The organism is Streptomyces sp. NPDC040589 (assembly GCF_055594445.1).
Window position 1 is genome coordinate 26,179 of record NZ_JBVIWP010000009.1, and the last position, 24,515, is coordinate 50,693.

Annotated in this window: 21 protein-coding genes and 2 pseudogenes; 14 read left to right on the forward strand and 9 right to left on the reverse strand. The window is 68.0% G+C overall.

The genetic code is table 11. The features are described 5' to 3' along the window. Positions 1 to 129: 129 nt before the first annotated feature. Positions 130 to 1,383, forward strand: a complete 1,254-nt coding sequence (locus ACZ58V_RS31920; protein WP_471294366.1) for an IS256 family transposase — start codon at positions 130 to 132, stop codon at positions 1,381 to 1,383. A 61-nt stretch (positions 1,384 to 1,444) separates the two neighbouring features. Continuing rightward, positions 1,445 to 2,440, forward strand: a complete 996-nt coding sequence (locus tag ACZ58V_RS31925; protein ID WP_471294369.1) for a hypothetical protein — start codon at positions 1,445 to 1,447, stop codon at positions 2,438 to 2,440. A 118-nt stretch (positions 2,441 to 2,558) separates the two neighbouring features. Here ACZ58V_RS31925 and ACZ58V_RS31930 read toward each other — a convergent pair whose 3' ends face one another. Both ACZ58V_RS31930 and ACZ58V_RS31935 read right to left on the reverse strand, forming a co-directional pair. Then, entirely contained in the window at positions 2,559 to 6,134 is a 3,576-nt protein-coding gene (locus tag ACZ58V_RS31930; RefSeq protein WP_471294371.1) for a trypsin-like peptidase domain-containing protein, read from the reverse strand. Beyond that, entirely contained in the window at positions 6,119 to 6,529 is a 411-nt protein-coding gene (locus ACZ58V_RS31935; RefSeq protein ID WP_468195381.1) for a CU044_2847 family protein, read from the reverse strand. The genes ACZ58V_RS31930 and ACZ58V_RS31935 overlap by 16 nt, the downstream gene beginning before the upstream one ends. Before the next feature lie 411 nt (positions 6,530 to 6,940). Here ACZ58V_RS31935 and ACZ58V_RS31940 point away from each other — a divergent pair, with 411 nt between their 5' ends. From ACZ58V_RS31940 to ACZ58V_RS31955, 4 genes are all read left to right on the forward strand, one after another. Beyond that, on the forward strand, positions 6,941 to 7,903 hold the full coding sequence (locus ACZ58V_RS31940; RefSeq protein WP_468195383.1) for an ADP-ribosylglycohydrolase family protein: 963 nt from the start codon (positions 6,941 to 6,943) through the stop codon (positions 7,901 to 7,903). Positions 7,904 to 8,504: 601 nt separating this feature from the next. Next, the gene (locus ACZ58V_RS31945) at positions 8,505 to 8,681 is read left to right on the forward strand and encodes a hypothetical protein (RefSeq protein WP_471294375.1); all 177 of its coding nucleotides are present in this window, start codon (positions 8,505 to 8,507) and stop codon (positions 8,679 to 8,681) included. Between the two features lie 104 nt (positions 8,682 to 8,785). Then, positions 8,786 to 9,478, forward strand: a complete 693-nt coding sequence (locus ACZ58V_RS31950; RefSeq protein ID WP_471294377.1) for a response regulator transcription factor — start codon at positions 8,786 to 8,788, stop codon at positions 9,476 to 9,478. After that, positions 9,475 to 10,926, forward strand: a complete 1,452-nt coding sequence (locus ACZ58V_RS31955) for a HAMP domain-containing sensor histidine kinase (protein WP_471294379.1) — start codon at positions 9,475 to 9,477, stop codon at positions 10,924 to 10,926. The genes ACZ58V_RS31950 and ACZ58V_RS31955 overlap by 4 nt, the downstream gene beginning before the upstream one ends. 207 nt (positions 10,927 to 11,133) lie before the next feature. Here the strand turns inward: ACZ58V_RS31955 and ACZ58V_RS31960 are convergent, their stop codons facing one another. Further along, a complete protein-coding gene (locus ACZ58V_RS31960) occupies positions 11,134 to 13,278 on the reverse strand; it encodes an MMPL family transporter (protein ID WP_471294381.1) in 2,145 nt (714 codons plus the stop codon). 151 nt (positions 13,279 to 13,429) lie between these two features. On the opposite strand from ACZ58V_RS31960, the gene ACZ58V_RS31965 reads away from it, so the two are divergent. After that, complete coding sequence (locus ACZ58V_RS31965) at positions 13,430 to 13,891, forward strand: lamin tail domain-containing protein (protein ID WP_471294383.1); 462 nt, start codon at positions 13,430 to 13,432, stop codon at positions 13,889 to 13,891. Between the two features lie 376 nt (positions 13,892 to 14,267). Here ACZ58V_RS31965 and ACZ58V_RS31970 read toward each other — a convergent pair whose 3' ends face one another. Then, complete coding sequence (locus ACZ58V_RS31970; RefSeq protein ID WP_471294386.1) at positions 14,268 to 15,449, reverse strand: cytochrome P450; 1,182 nt, start codon at positions 15,447 to 15,449, stop codon at positions 14,268 to 14,270. 98 nt (positions 15,450 to 15,547) lie between these two features. On the opposite strand from ACZ58V_RS31970, the gene ACZ58V_RS31975 reads away from it, so the two are divergent. Continuing rightward, a complete protein-coding gene (locus ACZ58V_RS31975; protein WP_471294388.1) occupies positions 15,548 to 16,165 on the forward strand; it encodes a TetR/AcrR family transcriptional regulator in 618 nt (205 codons plus the stop codon). A gap of 81 nt (positions 16,166 to 16,246) precedes the next feature. On the opposite strand, the pseudogene istB reads toward ACZ58V_RS31975, so the two are convergent. Continuing rightward, positions 16,247 to 16,968 (reverse strand): annotated as a pseudogene (gene istB / locus ACZ58V_RS31980) (IS21-like element helper ATPase IstB). Then, a complete protein-coding gene (locus ACZ58V_RS31985; protein WP_471294774.1) occupies positions 16,965 to 17,879 on the reverse strand; it encodes a Mu transposase domain-containing protein in 915 nt (304 codons plus the stop codon). The pseudogene istB and the gene ACZ58V_RS31985 overlap by 4 nt, the downstream one beginning before the upstream one ends. Before the next feature lie 4 nt (positions 17,880 to 17,883). Here ACZ58V_RS31985 and ACZ58V_RS31990 point away from each other — a divergent pair. Next, positions 17,884 to 18,147 (forward strand): annotated as a pseudogene (locus ACZ58V_RS31990) (ATP-binding protein); the annotation flags it as partial. Between the two features lie 76 nt (positions 18,148 to 18,223). Here ACZ58V_RS31990 and ACZ58V_RS31995 read toward each other — a convergent pair. Beyond that, complete coding sequence (locus tag ACZ58V_RS31995) at positions 18,224 to 18,751, reverse strand: GNAT family N-acetyltransferase (RefSeq protein WP_471294391.1); 528 nt, start codon at positions 18,749 to 18,751, stop codon at positions 18,224 to 18,226. A gap of 354 nt (positions 18,752 to 19,105) precedes the next feature. Here ACZ58V_RS31995 and ACZ58V_RS32000 point away from each other — a divergent pair, with 354 nt between their 5' ends. The 5 genes from ACZ58V_RS32000 to ACZ58V_RS32020 all read left to right on the forward strand — a co-directional run bounded on the left by ACZ58V_RS32000 (position 19,106) and on the right by ACZ58V_RS32020 (position 22,734). Beyond that, positions 19,106 to 19,549, forward strand: coding sequence for a transposase family protein (locus ACZ58V_RS32000; RefSeq protein ID WP_471294393.1), 444 nt, complete (start codon positions 19,106 to 19,108; stop codon positions 19,547 to 19,549). Then, a complete protein-coding gene (locus tag ACZ58V_RS32005; RefSeq protein ID WP_471294396.1) occupies positions 19,458 to 20,687 on the forward strand; it encodes an ISL3 family transposase in 1,230 nt (409 codons plus the stop codon). The genes ACZ58V_RS32000 and ACZ58V_RS32005 overlap by 92 nt, the downstream gene beginning before the upstream one ends. 84 nt (positions 20,688 to 20,771) lie before the next feature. Beyond that, complete coding sequence (locus tag ACZ58V_RS32010; protein WP_468195978.1) at positions 20,772 to 21,212, forward strand: hypothetical protein; 441 nt, start codon at positions 20,772 to 20,774, stop codon at positions 21,210 to 21,212. 349 nt (positions 21,213 to 21,561) lie between these two features. Beyond that, entirely contained in the window at positions 21,562 to 22,440 is an 879-nt protein-coding gene (locus tag ACZ58V_RS32015; RefSeq protein WP_468195434.1) for a helix-turn-helix domain-containing protein, read from the forward strand. Positions 22,441 to 22,488: 48 nt separating this feature from the next. Continuing rightward, positions 22,489 to 22,734: a hypothetical protein gene (locus ACZ58V_RS32020; RefSeq protein ID WP_468195437.1), complete on the forward strand. Its 246-nt coding sequence runs from the start codon at positions 22,489 to 22,491 to the stop codon at positions 22,732 to 22,734. A 106-nt stretch (positions 22,735 to 22,840) separates the two neighbouring features. On the opposite strand, the gene ACZ58V_RS32025 is transcribed toward ACZ58V_RS32020, so the two are convergent. After that, positions 22,841 to 23,839, reverse strand: a complete 999-nt coding sequence (locus ACZ58V_RS32025; protein ID WP_471294399.1) for an NADPH:quinone reductase — start codon at positions 23,837 to 23,839, stop codon at positions 22,841 to 22,843. 2 nt (positions 23,840 to 23,841) lie between these two features. Beyond that, positions 23,842 to 24,417: a PadR family transcriptional regulator gene (locus tag ACZ58V_RS32030; RefSeq protein ID WP_468195442.1), complete on the reverse strand. Its 576-nt coding sequence runs from the start codon at positions 24,415 to 24,417 to the stop codon at positions 23,842 to 23,844. Between the last annotated feature and the right edge of the window lie 98 nt (positions 24,418 to 24,515).

Genomic DNA, 24,515 nt, shown 5'->3' on the forward strand with positions numbered 1-24,515 from the left:
ATGCGGGAGCAATGCCCAAGACCTGTGGATCAGTCCCGGGAGGGACGCGGAGGGCGTACCTTCCCGAATGATCCTGTGATGGTCACCGAGTAGGCCCGCGTTCGCAGCGCGGGTCGGGAAGGCACGCCCGTGCTCAGCGTAGTGAACCCCGATGGCTCCACCGAATCCGGCTCTCTGATCGACGAGATCGTGCGCGAGGGCGCCCGGCGGATGCTCGCCGCCGCCCTGGAAGCTGAAGTCAACCAGTACATAGCCGAGTTGGCGGCCGAGGCGGACGGAGCCGGCCGCCGCCTGGTGGTCCGCAACGGATACCACCAGCCGCGGACCGTGGTCACCGCGGCCGGACCGGTGGAGGTGAGGGCACCGCGGGTGAACGACCGGCGGGTGGACGAGGCCACCGGGGAGCGCAAGCGGCTCTCCTCCAAGATCCTGCCGCCCTGGTGCCGTAAGTCGCCGAAGATCTCCGAGGTGCTGCCGCTGCTCTACCTGCACGGGCTGTCCACCGGCGACTTCGTCCCTGCGCTGGAGCAGTTCCTCGGCGGAGCGGCGGGCCTGTCCGCGGCGACCGTGCCCCGGCTGACGAAGCAGTGGCAGGACGACCACACTGCATTCCAGGACCGGGACCTGTCGGACCGCGACTTTGTGTACGTGTGGGCCGACGGCGTGCACCCCAAGGTCCGGCTCGGGCAGGCGCACTCGTGCGTGCTGGTCCTGCTCGGCGTCCGGTTGGACGGCACCAAGGAGCTGATCGCGCTGGCCGAGGGCCTGCGCGAGTCCACCGAGTCGTGGGCCGACCTGCTGCGCGACTGCCGCAGGCGCGGCATGCGCGATCCGGAGCTGGTCGTCGGTGACGGCGCCATGGGGCTGTGGAAGGCGCTGACCGAGGTGTTCCCGGCTGCCCGGCATCAGCGATGCTGGGTTCACAAGGCCCGCAATGTCACGAACTCTCTTCCGAAGTCCGCTCAGCCGGGCGCAACGAAGGCGATGCAGGAGATCTACAACGCCGAGGACCGCGCGCACGCCGAGAAGGCAATCGCGACGTTCGAGAAGACCTACGGCACGAAGTGGCCCAAGGCCGTCGCGAAGATCACCGACGACCAGGAGGAACTGCTGGCGTTCTACGACTTTCCGGCCGAGCACTGGATCCACCTGCGGACCACGAACCCCATCGAGTCGACCTTCTCCACGGTCAGGCTCCGCACCAAGGTCACCCGCGGCGCCGGCAGCCCGGCCGCAGCCCTCGCGATGGTGTTCAAGCTGGTCGAGTCCGCCCAGGCCCGCTGGCGGGCGATCACCGGAGCCCACCTGGTGCCCATGGTCCGTGCGGGCGCCCGATTCGAGAACGGCGTCCTGGTCGAGCGCCCTGAGCCTGCGGTGGCATGACCGCCGAAGTGTCAGAAACTCACTGGCCCAGCTGATTTCTGCACCGTGATACTCGATGTCTATGACACGCGATGACCTCACCGGAGACATCCCGGTCAACCCGGCGTTGCGTCGGGTTCTGGCACGGGCCAACGACCCGGAACTGTTGGAACTGCTGGCCAGCAGGATGTCGGGCGCGGATCTGACCACGCTGCTGCTTGAGGTGTTCCGGCGCCGGGCGGAGCAGCTCTCGCCGGCCGAGGTGATGCGGCGCTATCGCAGCGATCGGTTCGTGGCCCCAGCGCCGGTCGAGTTCGCCGCACTGCGCCGCACCAAGGACGCGTTGCTGTCGGCGTTGCCCGACGGCTTCGAGGTCCTCGTGCTCGCCCCGGTCGTGCCGCTGGCCGCGCATTCGGCCGTGGCGACCGTCGATCCACGCAAGGTGATCGCGACTGTTCGAGGCAGCGAGGTCGCGGCCGATCCGACAAACACACTGGCGCTAGAGGCATCGCACCGGCGCTCCCTGGCCCTGGCCGCCGATCCGCGTTCGAACGCGCCGATCCGGCTGGCGGCCAGCCAGCGAGTGGCTCGCGCTCAGAACTTCAACGGTCCGAGGGCCCTCGCCCACTTCCAGCTCTTCGGTCTGGTGACCGCCGGCCGAGACACCGGCAACCGACTCTTTGAGCACCGTCACTTGGCCGAGCACCTGCGGTTCGCCGCCCGGGTCATGGCCGACATCGGGACACAGGACACACAGATCAGACTGACCTTTCTCGAGGACGCGACTGGTCCGACCCTCGAGCGGATGCGCCACGACCTTGCCGGGCTGCCAGGAATACAAGTATGCGAGGACCCCGACCGGGCTACCGGACGCGGCTACTACACCGGCATCTGCTTCAAGATCTACACCAACATCAGAGGCCACCAGCTAGAAGTCGGCGACGGCGGCTTCGTTCAATGGAGCCAGCTACTCACCGGTAACCGTAAAGAACGCCTACTGATCAGCGGTTTTGGCGTCGACCGCCTTGCCGAGGCCCTGACGTCACAGCCGGGGCCTGGCGAGTCCTCATCACCGTAGACAGGTCAAGCAATCCACAGGTCCTGACAATTACTCAGGTGCCTACGGGATCGGTGACTGGGGTGCTGAGGCCGAGTGATTGTGGGAAGACCACGCTCCTGCGTGCTGTGGCAGGTGTTCAGTGCTGGCGTCGCCGCCTGCCGCGCGAGCGTCTGAGCTTATTGCGCAGGCCCGCTCCCCGAGGGTCCTCGAGTTGTACGAGCAGATCGACCGCCTTGACACGGGAGTCCCTGTGCACGGCCGGGGAGGCCGCGAGGGCCGCGAGCATGTCGGCACCGCGTGCGTCGCCGTGCCGCGCGAGCAACCCCGCCGCTTCGACCCGTGCAAAGTCGGGCACCAGCGCACCCTCGCCCGCCAGAGCGTCCCCGTCCGCGAGGAGACGGGCCAGGACGTCCGGGCCGCGCGGGTCGCCCAGCCGGGTGAGTTCCATGGCAGCGTGCAGGCGCGACAGGAAGGTGAAAGGGTTCTCGCCACCTGCACGGGTCTGCTGGTGGATGGCTTCAAAGCCTCGTGGATCTCCTAGTCGGACCAGCCTTTTGCCCGCTTCGAGAACCTCGTAGAAGTCCTCACTGGTGACCATGTCCGCCAGTGTGTCCGCTCCGCGCGGATCTCCCATCCTGGCCAGCGCCTCGGCGGCGTTCATGCGCAGCCTGTCCCGTTCCATGAGGCTGCTGATGAACCCGCCGGCCGACGCGTCAAAGAAGAGATCATGATTCTCCTGCGAGGACTCCCTCGTGTGGACGTACAGTCCTCCGTCCGCGCCTGTCGAGTATCTGATGCACCATCGCACCGCGCGCGACGGGCGCGCATCGGTCTCCAGGGACTCATCGGCAGCGATCGCGCGTAAGGCCTCCTGTCCAGCTGGATCCCCGCGGTGCACGAGAAAGAGCGCCGCGAAGAAGCGTGCGTTACCCGTGGCCGAGTGGTCCAGGGCCAGTTCGGACAGGCGGAGGGGACCACGGGGGTCGCCCGATGCGGCCAGATTCTGAGCGGCATGGACATGAAACCCTGCGTCGCCCCTGACATCCCGGGAGAGTGCCGCCAGAAGGTCGCGGCCGCGCACGTCGCCCAACTCCGTCAACGTGGCGGCGGCCTTCAGTTTCTGCGACCCCGAGGCATCGGCCGCGGCCAGTTCTGCCAGCAGATGGGCACTGCGCGGGTGGCGTGCTTCGGCCAGGATGATCGCGAGGTCGACACGGTCCGCACCGTACGTGAAGGCGTCGTCGTCTCTCAGGAGCGACGCCAGGAGATCCGCCCCGCGCGAACCGTCGAGGCTGGCGAGCGCCCGCGCGGCTTCCCGGCGCTCCCATCCGCCTGCGTGCTCGAATTGCCGAGGATCGGCGACGAGCGTTGCGAGCATGTCCGCGGCTGCCGCGTGCCCCAGTCTGTCCAACGTCACCGCCACATCGACGCGCAGGTCCAGGATGTCATGCGGGGATCTGGAGGCGTCCCAGGCACGGAGCAGGGTGTCGACGGCCGTCTGCTTAAGCGTCGGGCCGAGACTGACTCGATCGGCCGTGAGGTCCGCGATGAAACTGGCTCCGGAGAACTGCCCGGCGCACTCGTGCAGACCCTCCTCGACCCCGGTACGGCGCCGGTCGATCCAGGAAGCAACAAGGAAGCGGGCGAACGAGTTCTCCTTGGAGGCCAGGCGGGCGATCCGTCCCGGGTGGGAACGGCCTCTGCCGAAGAGTTCCGCGAACTCCCTGTCGCTCCGGTCCTCGTCCTGACCGATGTGCTGGACAGCGAGGAAGTCGGCGATCGTCTGATGCAGGAAGGTAAAGTCCTCGCCGAAAGGGACCAGCACCCCGCTGCGCCGCAGAATGCCGCGCAACAGCACGGGCCACCGGTACCACAGCCCATCCGGACACAGCGGACGTGCCCATTCGGTCAGCAGATCGACCACGCTTCTCGTGTCGCCGTCGCGGCGAGCCAACGCAAGCCTGCCGAGAAGACCGAAGACCTTGATCGGCAGCATCTCGGCCGCCATAACGACGGAGGTGCCGTAGCGGGCTGCGGCGAGCCGCATCTGCCCGACGATCCCCGAGGGGTCGTCGCTGAACTGGCGTTCCCGTAGGAGCTCGATGAAGCTCTCGTAGACGCCGTAGCGGCTCTCAGGCATCGCTTCATCGGGGTGCGCAGTGAATAGCCGGCAAAGCAGTGCGGCCATCAAAGGTACACGCGCCAGCTCCTCCAGTCCGGAGCGGCGGAGCTGCGCGCCGAAGCGGGCACCGACGTCCTCTGGGTCAGGGAGCCTCTCTGCGGTGAACCAGCGAACGGCGAAGCCCGCGATCCCGTGCGCCTCTAGCGGCAACAGATCGAACCGGCGGGCCCGCCACACCGCTGGCGTGGGTATCTCCACCTCGGGCAGAGGACGCGTGGTGAGGACGATCCTGTAGGCGTTGCTGTGTATAGACCCGCGGAGCTTGGTAATTGTGTCGAAGACCCTCGCCCGGGCTTCGTAGCCCACGACCTCGTCGAGGCCGTCGACGAGGAGAAGCCATCGGGCTCCTGCCGCCGGTGCGCTGGCGAAAAAGTCCGGCGGCCAGGGCAGCTGGGCGCTGTCGCCGAGGAGGGTGTTGGCACCGTTGGCTATAGCCTCGGCCCATTGCCCGCGAACTGCCAGGGCCGCGGCTGGCAGCCGGACGGGGACCAACGAGGTTTCCTCGTCCCGCAGCCACCGGTCGGCGAGCGAGACCAGGCCGGTGCGCAGCAGGCTGGACTTGCCCGTCCCCGGCCCGCCCACCAGCACGGTGTCGCCGTCGAGGTCCAGCACGGATTCCGCCGGCAGCCGTTCACCTCCGGCCACGGGCTCGCCATCCTCCTGGACCTCGCGCTCGTGTACGCGTTGGGGCGTGTACACGGCGGACAGGGGCGGTGTGTCATTCGTGCCCTCCCAGTAGGTGTCGTACTCCGTCGCCTGCTTGGCCTCCACCAGATACGAGCGGAGCCGCGGGCCAGCGAACTGCCGATCCCCCGCCAGCAGTTGGCTGTCGGACAAGGTCCGCAGCCAGGGACGGTGAGATGTGACGGCCGACTCGTCCATACGGCGGGCTTCCGGGCAGCGAGCAAGGATTTGGGCCACAGGCAGCATGTGGGCGCTGCCTTCGTGGTTCGAGGTCGTCAGCATGCCCATGACCGCGCCGGTCTTCAGATTGATCACCGCGCTTCCGCTGAAGCCGCCGACCACCTTGGTGCCCACCACCCGTGGCAGCTTCATGAGGTCCTCCGTACTGCGCAGCGCATCGCCCTCGTAAACAAAGGCGGCAGGCTCTCCGGGACGGAACGTCCCCTCGGGATGGCCGTACGTCCACAACGCATCGCCTTGTTCCGCTACATCCGACATGAGCACAGGCAGCACCGGGCTTGGCGGTTCGGCGTCGGCACCTTCCGGAACCACCTTCAGCAGTGCCAGATCCAGTCCGCTCGCGTCATCGCGGAAGTATGAGTCCGGCAAGACGGCGAGGGTGAGTTCACGGCGCAGCACCACGATGCGTCCGTGCACGCGGTGCGGCAACGGGCTGCCAGCAGCGGCGATGACGTGGGCGCAGGTGGCCACGGTGTCCGGTGTGATGAAGAATCCGGTGCCCCGCAGCGGGCTCCCGCCGGTGGTCGTGGCCGGACTTTCGAGGCATACGGTCGCCTCTCTCAGCAGATCCTTGCAGTCTGCCGTTCGGCCTACGGTTTCTCCCACTCCAGCCCCACTGCGAAGGTGGACTTGGCTGAGGCCTTGCCCACGACTGCGACGAAGGTGCCGGACTCCAGGGCGATCTCGCAGCCGAACTGTACGGTCACCTTGGACGCATTGCTGTCCTGAAGGCGCGTCCCCATGGCACGGGCCAGGCCCATCAGGCCGTCCAACGCCTGCTCCAGTGTGGGCCGACGTGAGGCGATCTCAGACTCGACACCAGGCCCAGACGCTGTCAGATCCAGCGCCTGCACGGCCAGATAGACGGTCTGCCCCTCCACGTCCAAAGGAATCAACCGGGACCGTTCCACGGCCCCGTTGACTGCCGGCGCCTCCTGCCCCCCGAACTCCGTCACTGTCTGCCCCCTCCGCACGGAACCATATGAACCGCGATCGATCACTCAGCGTAGCGTAACCATCACGGCGAAGGGGTGGGAACGCGGAACTACCGAACCGCCTCAGGACTACTCGACATCCCGCTGGACGATAGTCCGTGGACAGCTCAACAGCACATAAGTGAAGTGGGACGGGTTCCGGGCGTTGGTCTCCGTCGACCCGGGCCGGGTGGTACTGCGCTCGAGGCGCGGCATCGAAATGGGGCCGTCGTTTCCGGAGGTCGTATCCGGAGCCGTGCAACTGCCGGATGCGACCGCGCTGGGCGGCGTTATGCGACCTGTACGGGTGTCTCAGACCCAAGGTGTCTCAGGCGGTGCACCTCCATAGACGAGACGCGTTCGCCGCCGATGGCTCGGGAAGCCGAGGACGGAAATGGGGCCGTGCGTCCGTCGGCACGGCGCGGATAACCTGCGCGAATGAAGCGGATTCAGCGAGCGGCCGGCGCGGTCGTCGGCTCAGCCGTGGGCGACGCCCTGGGCGCCCCCTTCGAGTTTGGCCCCCCAGGAGCGTTCTCCGCGCGGTTTCCCGCGCCCGGTGCCGGTGGCGAGATGTGCGGAGGCGGTGGCTGGGACCCCGGCGAGGCCACTGACGACACGCAGATGGCCGTCCTGGTCGCAGAGTCCCTGCTGCATCGCAGCGGACTGGATCTGCCGGACATATTCGCCCGCTTCCAGCGGTGGGCGACATCAGAACCGAAGGACATCGGCTTGCAAACCGAAGAGGTCCTGACCAACGGCATGCCCTGGGACCTCGCCGCCGCGATTCACTTCCAGGTCAACCAACGAGCAGCGGGAAACGGCTCCTTGATGCGGGCCTCTACCTCCGCGGTTCACTTCGCACCCGCCGGCCAGGAAGCCACCATGGACGCGGCCCACCGCATCGCCGCCCTCACCCACGGCGACCGCGCGGCCTGGGAGGGCACCGCGATCTTCCACGAACTCATCCGCCTCACGTTCGAGGACACCGACCCCCTCGCCGCGCTCCCGGACATCCTGACCCTTATCCGCCCCGACCACCGCGGCCGCTACGCCACCGTCCTCGCCCCCGACTGGCACCCCGATCAGGCAACCGAGCTCAACGGCGCCATCTGGCCCTGCCTCGGCTCAGCCGTCTGGGCCCTACGCACCACCAACGACTTCGAAGACGCGATACGCGCGGCGATCGACCTCGGCGGTGACACGGACACCGTCGCCGCGGTGACCGGAGGCCTCGCGGGGGCGTACTACGGGCTGGATGCAATCCCCGCCCGGTGGACCCAGCCGCTCCATGTTCCCCTCCCAGGCTTCGACGGACGGGTGCTGCACCTACCAGATCTACTCCACCTTGCAGAGCGCCTCATGGAGGGGCCGTCGATGAGACAGGCGTCGCAGCCCGCATAAACGGCGAGCTGGTCGTATGGGACGCCGCGGGGCGCCTAGCGTTCGAGCGGCTGCAGAACCGGCTGCTCGGCAGGTACGACGACCAAGGCCGCCTTCAGTACATCGGCCGCACCACGTGCACAGATGCGAGAGGGGATCGGCAGGTCCCGCAACACCTGGCGCAACGCTCAGCGCAACATCCGGCGCAACACTTGCCGCAACACCCAGCGCAACCTCACGAGCTCGCGGGGTCGGGTGTCGGGTGACTGGCAAGGCGGTCGTCCTGCTGGACTGGTCGGTTCGGCCGCCCCGCCGTCCTGTCACCATTGGGGGATCTCACCGTCCATGAAGTCCCGAAGGTGGTCCTGGCAGTTCGGGCGCCCCTTCAGCGGCGGCAACCCGGCGGCCTCGGCCGCATGCCACATCACTTCGACCATGAAGGACGCCCACGCCCTGCTTGTCTCCGTGTGGGCCGCCGCCGACAGCCTGGATCAGGTCATCGAGCAGACCGCCCAGTTCCTCGACCGCCAGGGCTGCCGGGCTACTGACCTCCGTCGACGGCGCGGGACACACAGACGGCCAGCTGCGCAGTGCCGGCAGTGCGCTGCATCGAGCATGCGAGGTGTTCACGCTGCTCTCCACCGCGCTGCGTGACGCCCGCGTCGCCACCAGCGGACTCGACACCACCACGCCTGAGAACGGCAGATGGGCACTCTCCACCGCACCCGACTCCATGCCCTCCATGGTGAGTCCGATGCCCACGGACCCGGCCGAAACAGGGAAGCGGGACAGCTTCTGATCTTTAAGCTAAGAGCGCGGTGGCCAGCGACGCGCTAATCCTGGCCTCAGGTTGATCGGGGACAATGAGCGGCAAAAGCATCGACTGGAAGGGGGCGGGCCGGCGTGCGGATCATGATCGCGGATGATGAAGTGGCCATCCGTGAGTCGCTGGAGCGGGTGCTCCAGGTCGAGGGTTACGACACCAGCACCGTCGCCAACGGTCTCGCCGTGCTCGACGGGGTCGGTGGGGCCGACGGTGACACGCTGGATCTACTGATCCTCGACGTGATGATGCCCCGCCTCGGCGGGTTGGAGACCTGCCGGCGGTTGCGGGCCGCAGGTCGGGATCTGCCGGTGCTGATGCTGACCGCCCGTGACCAGGTCTCCGACCGGGTGACGGGGCTGGACGCGGGCGCCGACGACTACCTGCCCAAGCCGTTCGCCACCGAGGAGTTGCTGGCCCGGGTGCGGGCCCTGCTGCGCCGGCGCACGCCGACCGAGGAGGAGTCGCAGATCCTGTCGTTCGCCGACGTCCGGCTCGATCCCGACAGGTTCGAGGCGTGGCGGGGCGGGCGGCCGCTGCGCCTTACCCGGACCGAGTTCTCCCTCCTGCAGGTCCTCATGCGCAACGCGACCCGGGTCTTGACCCGCGACGCGCTGTTCGAGGCGATCTGGGGCTTCGACATGAGCGCCACCGCCAACAACCTCCAGGTATACGTGAGCTACCTGCGCCGCAAGATGGAGGCCGAGGGTGAGCCGCGATTGATCTACACGCTGCGCGGCCTGGGTTACGTGCTGCGGGAGACTCCTCCGTGAGCGGGCCCGCCGGCCGGGGACCGCGCCGGCTGACCCGTTGGTGGCGTCGGCGGTCCTTGCGGACCAGGCTGACGGTGATCGCGGCGACGGCCATCGCGGTCAGCGTGTTCGTGGCTTTCCAGGTGGCCAGCGAGCTACTGGACTGGGAGCTGCGGGACACCGCCGAGAATCAGCTACGCGCCGACTCCCGCGTCCTGGCGGCGAACGCGCAGCGCGCCGGTCTGGCGCAGGTCCAGCTACCGCCGTATCCCGGGTCCGGTCGGCTGGTGCGGGTCATCCTGCCCGACGGCTCGACCCGGACGCCGGCCGGCCAACCCGTGCTGCCCCCCGTCAGCGAGCACGCCGGGCGCGTGGCGCAGGGCGCGTCGGCCGACCTGATGGAGTCGAACGACAGCGACGAGGAGGGCTACCTCGTCTACACGCTGCGGGCGGGCGACGGCGCGGTCCAGGTGGCCCGCGTCGCCGACGACAGCCCGATCAACCAGTTCGGGTTCGGCATGCTGCTGATCGGGCTGTTCTGCGTGGTGGGCGGCGCCCTTGTCGGGCGGACCGTGGCGCGGACCGGGCTGGCACCGATCGACCGGCTGACCGTCGCCGCGGTACGTGTCGCGCACACCCGGGATCTCGACGCCGACATCCCGGATGAGGGCGGTGGGGAGATCCGGCGGCTGATCCAGTCGATCAACGACATGCTCGCCGCGCTCCGGGACTCCCGGCGGGCCCAGCGGCTGCTCGCCGAGGACGCCGCCCACGAGCTCAAGACCCCGCTCACCAGCCTGCGCCTCAACGTCGAGCTGCTGATCCGGCTCGATCGGCGCGGCACCCTGGACAGCGCACTGCCGGCGGAGAGCCGGACCCGGCTGCTGACCGATCTCGGCGCCCAGGTGGCCGAGTTGAGCACCCTTGTCGCCGAGCTGACCGACCTGGCGCGCGGTGACGTCAGCGACGAGAACACCGAGCTGCTCGACCTCGCCGACGTGGTGGTGGCCGCCGCGACCCGGGCGCGTTCCCGCGTGCCCGACATCGAGATCGCGCTCGACGTGACCTCCGTGTGGGTGAGCGGGCGTCCCGCTGCGCTCGAGCGGGCGGTGCTCAACCTCATCGACAACGCCGGCAAGTGGTCCCCCGCGGACCAGCCGGTCCAGGTCCGGCTCCGTGCCGAGGACGCGTCGGTGGTGCTCGAGGTCGACGACGCCGGGCCGGGCATCGACGCCGCCGACGTACCGCGGGTGTTCGACCGGTTCTACCGTGCCGACAGCGCCCGGGCGTTGCCGGGATCCGGTCTGGGGCTGTCGATCGTGCAGCGGGTCGTCGACGCCCACGGCGGCCGGGCCAGCGTCGCCCGCTCCGCACGCGGTGGCGCGCTGCTTCGCATCGACCTTCCGGCCGCGGCCCCGCCCGCCCCGATCGCGCGGCTCACCACCGGGGAGGACACCGCGGCGTGCTGACCCGCCCCGGCGGCGCGGCGCGGGACAAGGGACGGCGGCCCTCGGGCATGGCCCCGCGCGGCTCACCGTCGGGGCAGGACACCGCGGTGCGCCGACCCCAGCCCCGGCCGCACGGCGTAGGACCAAAGGGCGGCGGCCGTCGAGCCCCATCAAAAGATCCGGGACGGGTCTGGGTCCCCGTCCCGGATCTCGTCCGTGCCGCCGCGCTCACCGTTGCAGCGCGGGCTCCTCCTCGTCGGCGAGCGGCTGTTGACCGTCCGGCAGCTTTGCCGCTGGACGGGACAGCCGGCTCGGCCACCACATCCGGCGGCCGATCAGCAAGGTGAGGGCGGGCACCAGGACCGACCGCACCAGCAGGGCGTCGAGCAGCACGCCGAAGGCCACCAGGAACCCGACCTCGACCAGCATCACCAGCGGAAGTGTGACGAGGACCCCGAACGTGGCCGCCAGGACCAGGCCTGCCGAGGTGATGACGCCACCGGTGGCCGAGAGGGCTTTGAGCATGCCCTCTCTGGTGCCGAGACGCACGGTCTCCTCCCGGGCCCGGCTGGTCAGGAAGATGTTGTAGTCGACGCCGAGCGCCACCAGGAACAGGAATGCCAGCAGCGGCACCGAATAGTCGATGCCCTTGAACCCGAGGATCGTGTCGAAGACGAACACGCTGCCGCCGAAGGCTGCGGCGAATGAGACGATGACGGTGGACATCAGGACCAGCGGGGCCAGGATCGCGCGCAGCAGCAGTCCGAGGACGATCAGGACGACGACGAGCACCAGCGGGATCACCAGCTTCTCGTCGCGCTTGGTGGTCACCTCGGTGTCGAGGTTCTCCGCACTCGGCCCGCCGACGATCGCCTCCGCCCCGCTCACCGCGTGCACGGCGGTGCGCACCCGCTTGATCGTGTCGTACTCCGCGGCGGTGTCCGGCGCGTCCTTCGGGAACACGGAGATGTTGGCCCAGCCACCGCTGGTCTGCTCCGGGATGGCCATGGCCACACCGCGCGTGTCCTTGACGACGTCGAGCACCCGCTCCTGGTGCGCCGGCCGCGTGAAGATCTCCATCGGCTGGCCGCCGAGCTCCGGGAAGTGCTGGCGGAGAACGGTGAAGCCGGTGACCGACTCCGGCGCGGACAGGAACTGGTCCTGCTCCCGCAGGGCGCCGGTGTTGCCCGCCAGCCCGAGGGCGAGCACGCCGAGGACTCCGAGCGAGCCGAGCGTCGCCACCCACCGGCGGCGGCTGATGGCGGTGCCGAGCCGTCCCCACAGCCCCGGCTTCTCCTCCACGGCCGTGCTGAACCGCGGGATGGCCGGCCAGAAGATCCGCCTGCCGAGCACCACGAGCACCGCCGGGAACAGCGTCAGCATGGCCACCAGCGCGCACAGGATGCCGGCCGCACCGATCGGGCCCAACCCTCTGGTGCTGTTCAGGTCCGCGACGAGCAGGCAGAGCAGGCCGGCGACCACGGTGGCCGCGGACGCGACGATGGCCGGCGCCGCGCCGCGTATCGCGTGGACCATCGCGACCCGGACGTTCTCATGGTGGTGCAGTGCCTCCCGATATCGGGCGATGAGCAACAGCGCGTAGTCCGTGCCGACGCCGAACACCAGGATCGTCAGCAGCGCCGAGTTCTGGTCGTTGACCACGATGCCGAAGCCCTTGACGAGCAGGTAGACGGTCCCCATCGAGGTCAGTGCGGCCGCGCCGACGGCCACCAGCGGGATGATCCACAACACCGGGCTGCGGTAGGTGAGGATCAGCAGGAGCGTGACGACGGCGATGGTGGTGAGGAGGACCTGCTCGTCGATGCCGTCGAAGACGGCATCCATGTCGCCGTCGATCGCGCCCGGGCCGGTCACGTCGAGTTCCAGGCCGGAGGGGCGTTCCTTCGCGGCGTCACGCAATGGGCCGACGATGTCCTCCGGTGCGCCGTAGGTCGTGCTCACCTCGAGGGTGAACATCATCGCCTTGCGGTCGGTGGAGGGGCTCGTCGGTGAGCCCTCGTCGTCCTCGCCGGCCGTCGCCTTCGGCGGGTACCGCTTGGCAAGGGTGTTGTAGTGGCGCTCGACCGTCGCGCGGTCGGCGTCGGTCATGCCGCCGGCGCGGTGGTACACGAAGACGAACGTGTTGTTGTCACCGCCGGGGAGACTGTCGTCCAGCACCGCCACCTTGGTGGACTCGGCACTGGCCGGCAGGGTGTCTACGGCGCTGTCGGTGGTGACCGAGCTCAACTTTCCGCTCAACGGCACCATGAACGCCGCCAGCATCAACCACAAGCCAATCACCAACCACGGCACCCACCGGCCTGCTAACCGACCGGCCGGCGCTTCCCCGGACGGCGCTGCGTTGATTGCCATCACTAGCCTCCTGCATACGGATTACATCGCTTCTCTGATGCCTACTTCCTAACGAGCGAACCTTGGACAACCGTTAGAGCCTGTGAAGTAACCGGCGTCCGTTGTAGATGGTGATGTTGATCATCGATGTCTTGTGGGTGGGTGCGTCGCGGTGAATCGTCCGCGCCGCACCGGGAAGTTGCTCGACATCGACGGCAGCTCGTACAAGGCCGTTCTCAGCGGCTTCAAGCAGAACGGACACATCACCCGGCGTTTCGTGAGCCCCGAGGGCGGCTCGAACAGCGCGGACGTCGTCGCCATGTTCACCAAGGTCGGGGGCAAGCCCCGCCTGGAAGCGAACGTCAACCGCCAGGGCGTCAACCCCGGCGAGTCCGACGAGTACGTGGGGCTTCGCAACGTCGGCGACGCTCCGCTCGACCTGGCCGGCTACACCATCACGGGAGCCCACACGGACAGGAAGTTCACCTTCCCCAAGGGCAACAAGCTTCAGGCCGGCGACCGTCCGCGGGTCTACGCCAACGAGATCCACCCTGAGACCGGCGGTTACTTGCGGCGTTGTATGCGTTCGTCGGCGACGCCATGCATGATCCGGGCCCGACCGACCCTGAGCTGATCGAGCCTGGTACCCACATTCCGCACTTCACCGAAATACCTGCTCACCACGCATACCCCACGGAGCAGGAGAAGCCCTCCGCAGCCCCTACCAGCACCTTCGCCGTTACGGACTTGGTTTCGTAGGTGGGAGGGGACAACATTTGTCGGCGGTTTCCGGCAGCACTTAGCGATCACACGGGTCGGAAATGTCGATGAGAAGTGACAACACCGGAGGCCGCAACTGATCCATGCCGTGTGCCTGAGTGAGTTGATCTAGACCCGGACTTGAAGGGCCGGATGGCGGTGGGGAGCTGGCAGTGAAGGGGCGTTGCTCAGACTCACACGTCGCGCTGCAAGGCGCCGAGCACACGTCGTTCTTCTCGACCTTGATCTCCCTACCAGGTGACCGGAAGTTCATGGACGCCGTAGACCGTCATGGCCGACCGCAGTGGCACTTCCTCGGGCGCGACAGTGAGACGTAGTGCCGGGAAGCGGCGAAGCAGTGCGGGGAGGGCGATGCGCATTTCGGCGCGGGCCAGCCGCTGCCCGAGGCACTGGTGGAGGCCGTGACCGAACGCGAGGTGTCCGGCCGTGGAGCGGGTGAGGTCAAGCGCGTCCGGGGCGGCGAAATGGTCAGCGTCCCGGTTCGCCGCGGAAAGTGCGACGGTGACGGACTCGCCAGCCTTGATCAGGCAGCCGTGGAGCTCGATGTCCTCGAGCGCGACGCGGACCACGTGATGGATGATCGTGAGGTAACGCAGCAGCTCCTCGACCACCGCAGGGGCGTCTTCCTCCTTGTCGCGGACCTCGGCTAACTGTGCGGGGTTGGCCAGCAGAGCGAAAGTGCCCAGCGTAAGCATGTTCGTCGTTGTCTCATGCCCGGCGATCAGGAGCAGGAGCGCCAGTCCGGCTCTCTCGTCCGCAGTAAGTCCCTCGTGCGCAGCGAGCCCGCTGAGCACATCTTCCTCTGGCCAGGAACGCTTGTGGCGCAGCAGGTCCCGCAGATATGCCATGAGCTCCCTGACCGCCTCTTGCCGGTGTTCCGCTGTGAGGTCGATGTTCAAGAGCGTGGCGGCGTTCCGCTGGAACCCCTGCCTGTCGGAGTAGGGCACCCCGAGCAGTTCGCCGATCACTTGTGACGGGATCGGCAGCGCGAATGCCTTGAACAGGTCGGCCGGGCCCCCGGCGAACTCCATCGCGTTCAACTGGTCATTGACGATCGCTTCGATCTCCGGTTCGAGGAGCTTCATCCGGCGCACCGTGAAGTCACCGGTGAGCAACCGCCGATAGTGGTCGTGCTCGGGCGGGTCCATGCGGAGGAAGAATCCCGGCGGCACGGGCGTCCTTGCCGGCTGGGCAACCGGTGAGCGCATGTGGTCCGGGCGGACGCTGAATCGGGGATCTGCCAGGATCGCCCGCGCTGCGGCGAAGCCGGTCACCAACCACCCCTGACCGCCGTCGACGTAGGTCATCCGATGGATTGGGCCGAGTCCCTGCCGGCGGTGCAGTTCCTCGGGCGGGTCGAAGGGGTTCTGGCGGGCCGTGGGCATGACCATTGCCGGGGATGTGCTCTCCATCGGCCGCTCCTCGGTCGGTACGGACCTCCCGATAAAACAGCACTCGATGCAAAACGTCAATGAATGCAAAATTGCATCACATGCGGTAGGGTGCTGTCGTGACCAGCGACCCAGGGCTGCGCCAGCGGAAGAAGATGCGCACGAGGCAAGCGCTCATCGAAGGCGCCCTGCGATTGTTCGCCGAGAAGGGTTACGACCAGACAACCGTGGCGGAGATCGCGGCCACCGCAGACGTCGCGACACGGACCTTTTTCAGCTACTTCGACAGCAAGGACGACATCGTCTTCTTCGACGACAGGTCGCGGCTGGAGCGCGCGGTCGAGATCATCGGAGAACGGCAGCCCGGCGAACCGGTGGCCGACCTGCTGCGGCGCGTCATCGACCAGAGTGTTTTCGCGGACACGGACTCGGAGTTGGCGCGGAAGGTCGGCCCGGCTCGGACCCGGCTGATTGCGTCGGTCCCGGCACTTCAGGCGCGCGAATTGCACCTGCTGTTCGACATCCAGCTGCAGCTGACCGAAGCGCTCAACCTCGCTTGCCCCGAGCTGGACCTCGTCGAGGCCGCCGCGGCGGTGGGCTCGCTGGTCGGGGCGATCAAGGTCGTCGTCGCCGCATGCCAAAAGCGGGGCAACCGGCCGGAGCAGACCTACAAAGCCGTTCAAAGGGCCACCGACATCGCGATCGACGGCCTCAACTCGCTCCCCCGCCCGGCTTAGCGTGTTCAGCGCACGCGCACTCGGTCGTGGCATGGGTAGCGGTGAACGCAGTCTCTGGCCGGTTTTTGGGGCTCGGACGGGTCAGCCTGAGACTGCGCTCTGCGCCCGGGCGGCCCGGGTGCTGGCGAGCCGGTAGGAGTCGGTGCCGGTCTCGATGATGTTCCCGCCGAAGGTGCGGCGGTCGACGATGGCCGCGCAAAGCCGCGGATCGGTGAATGTCTTTGTCCACCCTCCAAACGACTCGTTGGAGGCGATGGCGACGCTGTTCTTCTCCTCCCGCTCCGTCAGCACATGGAACAGCAGCTCAGCGCCCCTGCGGTCCAGCTCCATGTAGCCAAGTTCGTCTATGCAGAGCAGATCGACGCGTCCGTAGCAGGCGATGGTCTTGGTCAGGATCTTCTCGTCCGCGGCTTCGACCAGCTCGTTGACCAGTTTGGTGGCGAGTGTGTAGCGGACTCGGAAGCCGGCCATGGCGGCCTCGGTGCCGAGCGCGATCAACAGGTGGGACTTGCTAGTGCCGGAGTCGCCGATCAGGCAGAGGGGAAGTCCCTTCTTGACCCATTCGCAGGTGGCCAGGGTGTGGATGACGGCTGCGTCGATGTTCGGGTTGGCTTCGAAGTCGAAGGCCCGCAGCGACTTCTCCCGCGGGAACTGCGCCGCCTTGATCCGCCGTTCGGAGCGCAGCTTCGGCCAGTTCGGGGAACTGGGCCCGGATGGTGGGCAGCCGGAGCATGCGGCATGCCTGGTCAAATGGCGGCGTCGGCGGCCTGTTCGGTCAGTCCGCGATGGCGTTTGAGCGTCACGGCATCTCTCCCTGGATGGTGGGGCGGTCGGCAGGCTGCCGTACTCGCAGCAACTGGTCGTAGGCTGCGACCGAGGGCAGCGGCCGGGTGTCGGGCGGCAGTTGGGCCAGCCGCCGTTCGGTCAGTGAGGTCACGTTCGTCCGTTCCGGCTCCGCAGGAACAACCGGAGCCGCAACCTCGTCGGCTTCGGCCGCCTTCCGCGCCTCCAGGGCGACCGCGTCCGCGGTCAGGGCGCCGGCTCTGAGCGCGGAGGCAAGCCCGGCGACCAGGTGTTCGTGGGAGACGTGGCGGCCCATCAGCAGGACCTCGATCAGGGCCCGGGTGCCGTCCCACTCGCCGTGGGCAGCCTTCGCCGCCTCCCACCAGGCGTCGTGGACCGGCGTGAACTTCCCTGCGGAACGGGCCTGTTCCAGGGCGGTGGCACCGGGGAACGCGCCGGGCTTGCGGACAAGGGCTTCCAGGTAGTGGTCAAGATCCAGCCGGGCCTGTCCCTTGGCGATGAGCCGTTCATGGCGGGCGACTTCCTGCTGGCCGTCGTAGACCGCTAGCTCGGAGGCGTGCAGCATGACCCGGACCGTCCGGCCGATCAGCCGTACCGGCACCGAGTAGCGGTTGGTGCGGACGCTGATCTGGCTGAAGCGGTCCACCCGCAGGCTGAACAGCCGTCCCGTCTCAAAGGGTTCGTCCGGTAATGGCTGCAGTAGTGGCCGTTCGACGGCAAAGTACTCTCTCACCGGTCGTGGCCGGGTGCCGATCCGGCGCTGTTCGTCCTCCTCATCCCATTGCTCGATCATCGCGTTCAGCTCGGCGAGGGAGGCGACCTCTGGGACGGGGACCATGTGATTGCGGCGGAACCAGCCGATCTGACCTTCGACCCCGCCCTTCTCGTGGGCGCCCTCGATGCCTGGCAGGTACATCGACGAACTCGGCTACATGGAGCTTGATTGCAGGGGTGCTGAGCTGCTGTTCCAGGTTCTGACCGAACGCGAGGAGAAGAACAGCGTCGCCATAGCTTCGAACGAGAGTTTCAGCGGGTGGACGAAGACGTTTACCGACCCGCGGCTCTGCGCGGCCATCGTCGACCGCCTGACCTTCAACGGCGCCATCATCCAGACCGGCACCGAGTCCTACCGTCTCGCCCACACCAAGGCCCAAGCCGAACAAGCCCAGGCCAGCTGAGGGCTCCCGGGCGACCGCCCTGGTGGAGGCACTGACACGCCCCGCTCTCGGCAGTCGCCCGACTCAACCCGTCCGATCAGGACAGCGCAGGCTCCTCGTCAGTGGCCAGCCGGGCGTGACGCTCGACGTCATAACGTGTGCCGTCGTACTCCAGTTTCTGGCGTTCGATTCCTTCCACCGCAAAACCCGCGGCAAGGGCCACCCGGCAAGAGGCCGGGTTGTTGACACGATGTCCCAACTCCAACCGGAAGACACCTGCGTCGTCGAAGGCCCAACGAGCCAGCGCCCGGCAAGCCTTTGATGCGACGCCCTGGCCTCGTGCTCTCTGCGTCGTCCAGTACGACACCCAGCCCGTCGCATGGCGCCGATTCACTGCACTCACCGCGACATTGCCCAACACGGTGTCCTCGCCGTCGACCACCGCGAACGCGAAGGCGACGCCTCTGGCCCACTGATCAGATTGAACCGCCAGCCATCGATCAGCAGAATCCAGCGACGCGATCGGCTCGCTGACCTGCCACGACATCGCGGGGTCCGCGAGTGCGGTCAGCACCGACTGCGCATCGTCAGCTGACCAACGACGCAACCACAACTTCGAAGACACTGCTAAACGATCACGCACCCCGGAAGTCTCTCGCAGATGCAGCCCTGCGGCAGCACGCTTACCAAGATCCCCGACGTCAGACCCTGCCGCCCCAAGGGGACGGTTCCCTAACGGGATGTTCCGGTTCTCATCGCGACCAAGCGGGCAGCCCCGCAGCACGCGAGTGACATCAAAAGTCGGTTCTGGCACAGATCTTGGGGAGTCGTCGCGGAGCGTTACCTCGATGTTCCACTGCGAGGAGACTGGCTCGTGTGAGACGGCGTGCGCCTTGTCGTCTGACAGTCGGAAGTGACGCTCCCTCAGGTGCTGGCCGGTCGCTGCTGTGGTCGGTCGTGGACGGTGATGGTGCTGGTCATGCAGACCGATGCACCGTTCTGGGACTCGCTGGTGTTCGACGGGCTCGAGGATGTGGATGTCGAGGCGATTACGGCCGGGTTCGGCACGGCCGAGGTGGTGGCGAGAGGCCGCGCGGCCCAGGTTGTATGTCCGGACTGCGGCCGCTTCTCGGACCGAGTCCACGACCGATACCAGCGCAGGCTGAAGGATCTTCCGCTCGCTGAGCAGGGGTGTTGTAATCCGGCTGACGGTCCGGCGCTTCATCTGCGGGTCGGCGGACTGCCCGCGTCGGACGTTCGCCGAGCCGTTCTCCCGGCTGGCTGCCCCGTACGCACGGTTCACGACTCGGCTCAACCGCGCCTTGGAGCGGGTGGGGCTCGCGCTGGCCGGGCGGGCCGGCGCCCGGCTGGGCTTCGGCGCGGGACGGATGACCTTGTTACGCAGGGTCATGGCACTGCCTGATCCGCAGTTCAGTACTCCGCGTGTGCTGGGCGTGGACGACTTCGCGATCCGTCGCGGCCAGACCTACTCCACCGTCTTCACCAGCGTCGAAGACCATCGCGTGGTCGATGTGCTCCCGACGCGTGAAGCCGGGCCGCTGGCCGCCTGGCTGATCCGCCACCCCGGCGTGGAGATCATCTGCCGGGACCGGGCGGGCGCCTACGCCGAAGGCGCCCGCCGCGGGGCCCCCGATGCTCTGCAGGTCGCTGACCGGTTCCATCTATGGCAGGGCCTGGGCCGAGGGGTGGAGACCTGCGTTGCCGCCCATCGCGACTGCCTACGCAACCCTTCGCCCAGCGGCACGCTGCTGGAGTCCACCCGACTGGCTTCCGGTCGGCCGCAGGACGACTTGGTGCCCGCCGGCCGGCGGGCCGAGCGGAAGAAGGCAGCTCACGCTCTGGTCCACGAGCTCCTTGCTCAAGGTCACTCACGCCGGGCGATTGCCCGGCAGCTGGGCTGGGGCCTCAACACCGTCCTCCGGTACGCAAACGCCGCACGCTGGCAGGACACCATCCGCGAAAACCGGCCCCGACCCAGCAGGCTGGACCCCTACAAGCCCTACCTGGGGCGCCGATTCGCCGCGGGATGCACCAGCGTCACCCACCTCCACAGTGAACTCGTTGCCGACAACGCGCCCGTCACCTACCAGATGGTCCGCGCCCACATCGCCACCCTCCGCGGGGCTCCGGCCGGCGCGCCGCCCCGGCCGCCGACGGTGCGCCAGGTCACTGGCTGGCTCACCCGACACCCCACCGCGCTGAGCGAGGACGACCGCGCCGGCCTGAAGGATGTCCTGGCACGCTGCCCCGAACTGGACATGGCCGCCGGGCATGTCCGCGATTTCGGCGAGATACTCAGCGACCGTCTGGGTGCCAGGCTCCCTGCCTGGATCGACGCAGTCGATGCCAGCCAGCTACCCGGTCTCACCGGCTTCGCACTCCACCTGCTCCGCGACCTCGACGCCGTGACAGCGGGGCTGACCCTGCACTGGAGTTCCGGCAGCATCGAGGGAGCCGTGAACCGCACCAAGAAGATCAAGAGACAGCTCTACGGCCGAGCCGGATTCGAACTTCTCCGCAAGATGATCCTGCTTCAATGACCCTCATCGTCCTGTACCAGTGGCTGGTCCAGCCAACCCGATCGACGCAGGCCACTGGGCTCGTAGCCTCTCGCTGTGACGGATATGACTGAGGCGCGAGACGCCTTCAAGAATCGATGCACCAACGCCGCACGCACACTCTCAGCATGCGTCGGTTACACCATCAGTCGCATCTCGTTCGACGCCTTCGCCGAGGAAGACTCCCTGGAGATCACCCTCAGGGAGGGGCCGTGGAAGCCGGACGTAGTAATCTCCCTCTCCAATCTCCACCACGTCTCGGTCGACAAGCCCCCGCAGATCGCCGGTAGCTTCATCGATGAGATCTCCTTGATCCACCTCCCGGTGCTCCCGCACCCATGGCCTGCGGACACCGCTGCCCGTGCCCGGCGGTTCGACGGACTCTGCGAGCTCGCGTGGCTGCGGATCGTTGGACCGGCCGAAGTTGAAGCTGCCGCCTCGGTCGTGACCGTCTACACCGCAATGAGCGACGACCGGGCCTCAACGGTTCAAAATCACCTGAGATGACGGCCGCAGCATCACTCGACCCGGCCCCTCACGATCGAACAGCGAGGTGACGCTCTGCGACTGCTCCCCAAGATCTGTGCCAGAACCGAGAATTGATGTCACTGTGTCGCTGCGTCAGGCCGGCAGGGCTACGCAGCGGGCTGATTGTTGACGCGAGCGTGTCCGCCATGCAGTGAGTGTCTGTTTTCGACCCGGTAGAACGCCTGGCGTTCCTGCCGCGAGGCACATGACGAAGTCACAGTCCGTTTCGGCTGCCTGTCATCACTACGGCATGGCGCGCGATCAACAATCCTTGTCCCATGACAACATCCGGTCCGCACAGTGACTTCGGGCCGGAGGTGCACAGCTCGTGGCGGCGAACATCAACCCCACCGTCAGGAGACGTCGTCTGGGAGCCGAGCTCCGCCGACTCCGCCAGGACAGTGGACTGACGAGCACCGAAGCGGCCGTACGGCTCATGGTCTCCCAGCCCAAGATCAGTCTCCTGGAGAACGGCCGCCGCGCTATCAGCCCCCGCGATGTACGCGATTTGTGCGCGATCTACGCAGTGACGGACCAGCAGGTCATCGACTCGCTCATGCGGATGGCCAAGGAATCCGGACAGCAGGGCTGGTGGCACGCATACGGCGACATTCCCCAGAGTGTTTACATCGGCCTGGAGGCAGACGCCGCCACCCTTCATGCCTACGAGCCCATGGTGATCCCCGGTCTCCTGCAGACCCCCGCCTACGCCCAAGCCGTCATCGAGGAAACGTTCCCCCCGCTCACCGCCGACCAAGCCGCCACGCTCCTCAGGGTGCGGCTGCGCCGACAGCACCGGATCTACGACCCGGCCTGCCCGCTGCGCCTGTGGGTCGTCCTGGACGAATCGGTACTGCGCCGCGTCGTCGGCAGCCCCGACAGCATGCGCGAACAACTGGAGCACCTGAACGCGCTCAGTGCCGAGCCGCACATCACCGTGCAGGTCCTCCCCGACACCGTGGGCGCTCACCCGGGCCTGTCAGGACAGTTCTCCATCCTGAAGTTCGCCGGCAGCCCTGAGGCAGTTGTGTACGTGGGACAGTTCACCAGCGATGTCTACCTGGAGAAACCGTCGGACGTGCAGCACTACGGCGTGATGTACGAGCAGCTCCAGGCCCAGGCCCTCAGCCCTGACAGGAGCCGCGCGTTCATCACCGGCGCCATCAAGACGTACATCAACGCAGCGAGCCGTGCCCTGACCGAGTGACTGGTTCACATAGGCGCGGACCATGGGATACGAGATGTCACCGGCACCATGCTCGTCCACCAGCCGATCGAAGATCCGCTGAGCGGTGTGCCGCTGCTTGGCCGGCGCGTCCAGATCCGCCTGCAGAATCCCGTCGATCAGCGACTTGTAAGGGTCCAGCCGCGACTTCCGCCGCCGCGGCTTGCGTCGTTCCTCGGGCCACTGCCCGTCCAGGGCGGCATCCTGAAGACCTGTACCTTGGCTTCGCCAGCGGGTGGCTGGATCGTTGACCGGGGTGAGGCGCCGGGCCGGTGAGGGCCGGGCCAAGGGCGAGGCGGGGTTGCAGCACCGTGCACGTCCACCCAGCCCGCAGCACCCTCGTGCTCAGCTGTGCGGATGAGGAGATCGCGCCAGAGTTTCTCTACTGGGGGATGTCGATCAGGACGCGGCCGCGGCCGCCGGCGTCGATGCGGTCGTGGGCCTTGGCGATGCCGGCGAGCGGGAAGCGGGCGCCGACATCGACGGTGAGGGCGTCGACGGCGGCCGCGGCGGTGAGGTCGCGGGCGGCCTGGCGTTTGGCCTCGGCGGGGAAGTCGTCGCTGCCGAGCAGGCGCAGGGTGACGTTGTTGAACAGCAACGTCCAGAACGGGATCGCGGTGCGGTCGGAGCGGGTGGCGTACGCGGCGATGATGGCGCCGTTCGCGGCGACGGCGTCGTCCAGGTCGGCGTTGTCGGACAGGGCGACCTCGATGATCCGGTCCACGCCGTCGGGTGCGTGGGCGCGGATCGCGGCGGCAGGGTCGCCCGAGTCGAGGGCGACGGCGTGGGTGACGACCGCGGGGTCGACCCGGTCAAGGTCGGTGCCGCGTCGGACGGTGCCGATGACCGTGGCCCCGCCCCAGCGGGCGAGCTGGGCGGCCAGCGAGCCGACCCCGCCGAGGACACCGTTCACCAGCACGAGTTTGCCGTCGACGGGGCCGTCGGCGAAGACGGTGCGGTGCGCGGTGATGCCGGGGATGCCCAGGCTCGCGCCGAGGTCGTCGGGCAGATGGTCGGGCAGTGGGACGGCGAGGTCGCCGGGGACGACGGTGTACTGGGCGGCGCTACCGCAGGGGCGGTAGGACTGGGCGCCGTACAACCACACGCGCTGCCCGACGCGGCGCGCGTCGACGCCGTCGCCGACGGCGTCGACGATGCCGGCGGCGTCGACGATGCCGGCGGCGTCGCTGTGCGGGATCACCCGCGGATAGGGCATGGCCGAGCCGGTCCAGCCGCGCCGCTTCTTGGTGTCGCCGGGGTTGGCGCCGGAGACGGTGACGCGGACACGGACCTCACCGGGGCCGGGGGTGGGGTCGGGCAGCTCACCGAGCTGGAGCACCTCGGCGGCCGGGCCCTGCTGGTCGTACCAGGACGCAAGCATGTTCAGTCCTTCCGGTCAGGGGTGTAGGTCTGGGGGCGGGGCTGCTCGTCCGCTCCTCGGATGCCGTCGCCGTCCAGGACCTCGTGGAGCCAGGCGCGCTCGGCGCGGCTGATGGCGCGGGCGGTGAGCAGCATGCCGCGCCGGTATGGGTCGGTGAGCTGCTCGGCGCGCAGCGGTGTGTCGCCGTCGTAGAAGAAGCTGGCGGGGGCCTCCAGGAAGTCCAGGCGGCGGCGCAGCACGGCGTGCTGCTCGGCGCGGTCGGGCAGCAGCGAGAGGAACGCCAGGATCACGAACCAGCGGGAGAAGTCGGTGATCTCGTACTGGGCCGGTTCCCGCAGCCGCCGCAGCATGTCCTCGCGTCCTGCCGTGGTCAGGTTCAGCACGTACCGGCCGCCGCCCGCCTCGGGTGCGGGGCGCCGTTCGATCAGCCCGGCCTTCGTCAGCCGGTTGATCGCCGGGTAGAGGGTGCCGTCGCTGACCGGACGGCTGTAGCCGGTCAGGTGTGTGATGCGGCGGCGCAGCTCGTGACCGGGCAGGGGGCCTTCGGCGAGGAAACCGAGGATCGCGAGTTCGAGCATGACCCCAGGCTCTCACATCGAAACGATGTGTGCATCGTTTCGATGTTACCGTGCAGAGGGAGGCGGCGCCCCGCCGTACCGCCGACAAGGCCGCGCGG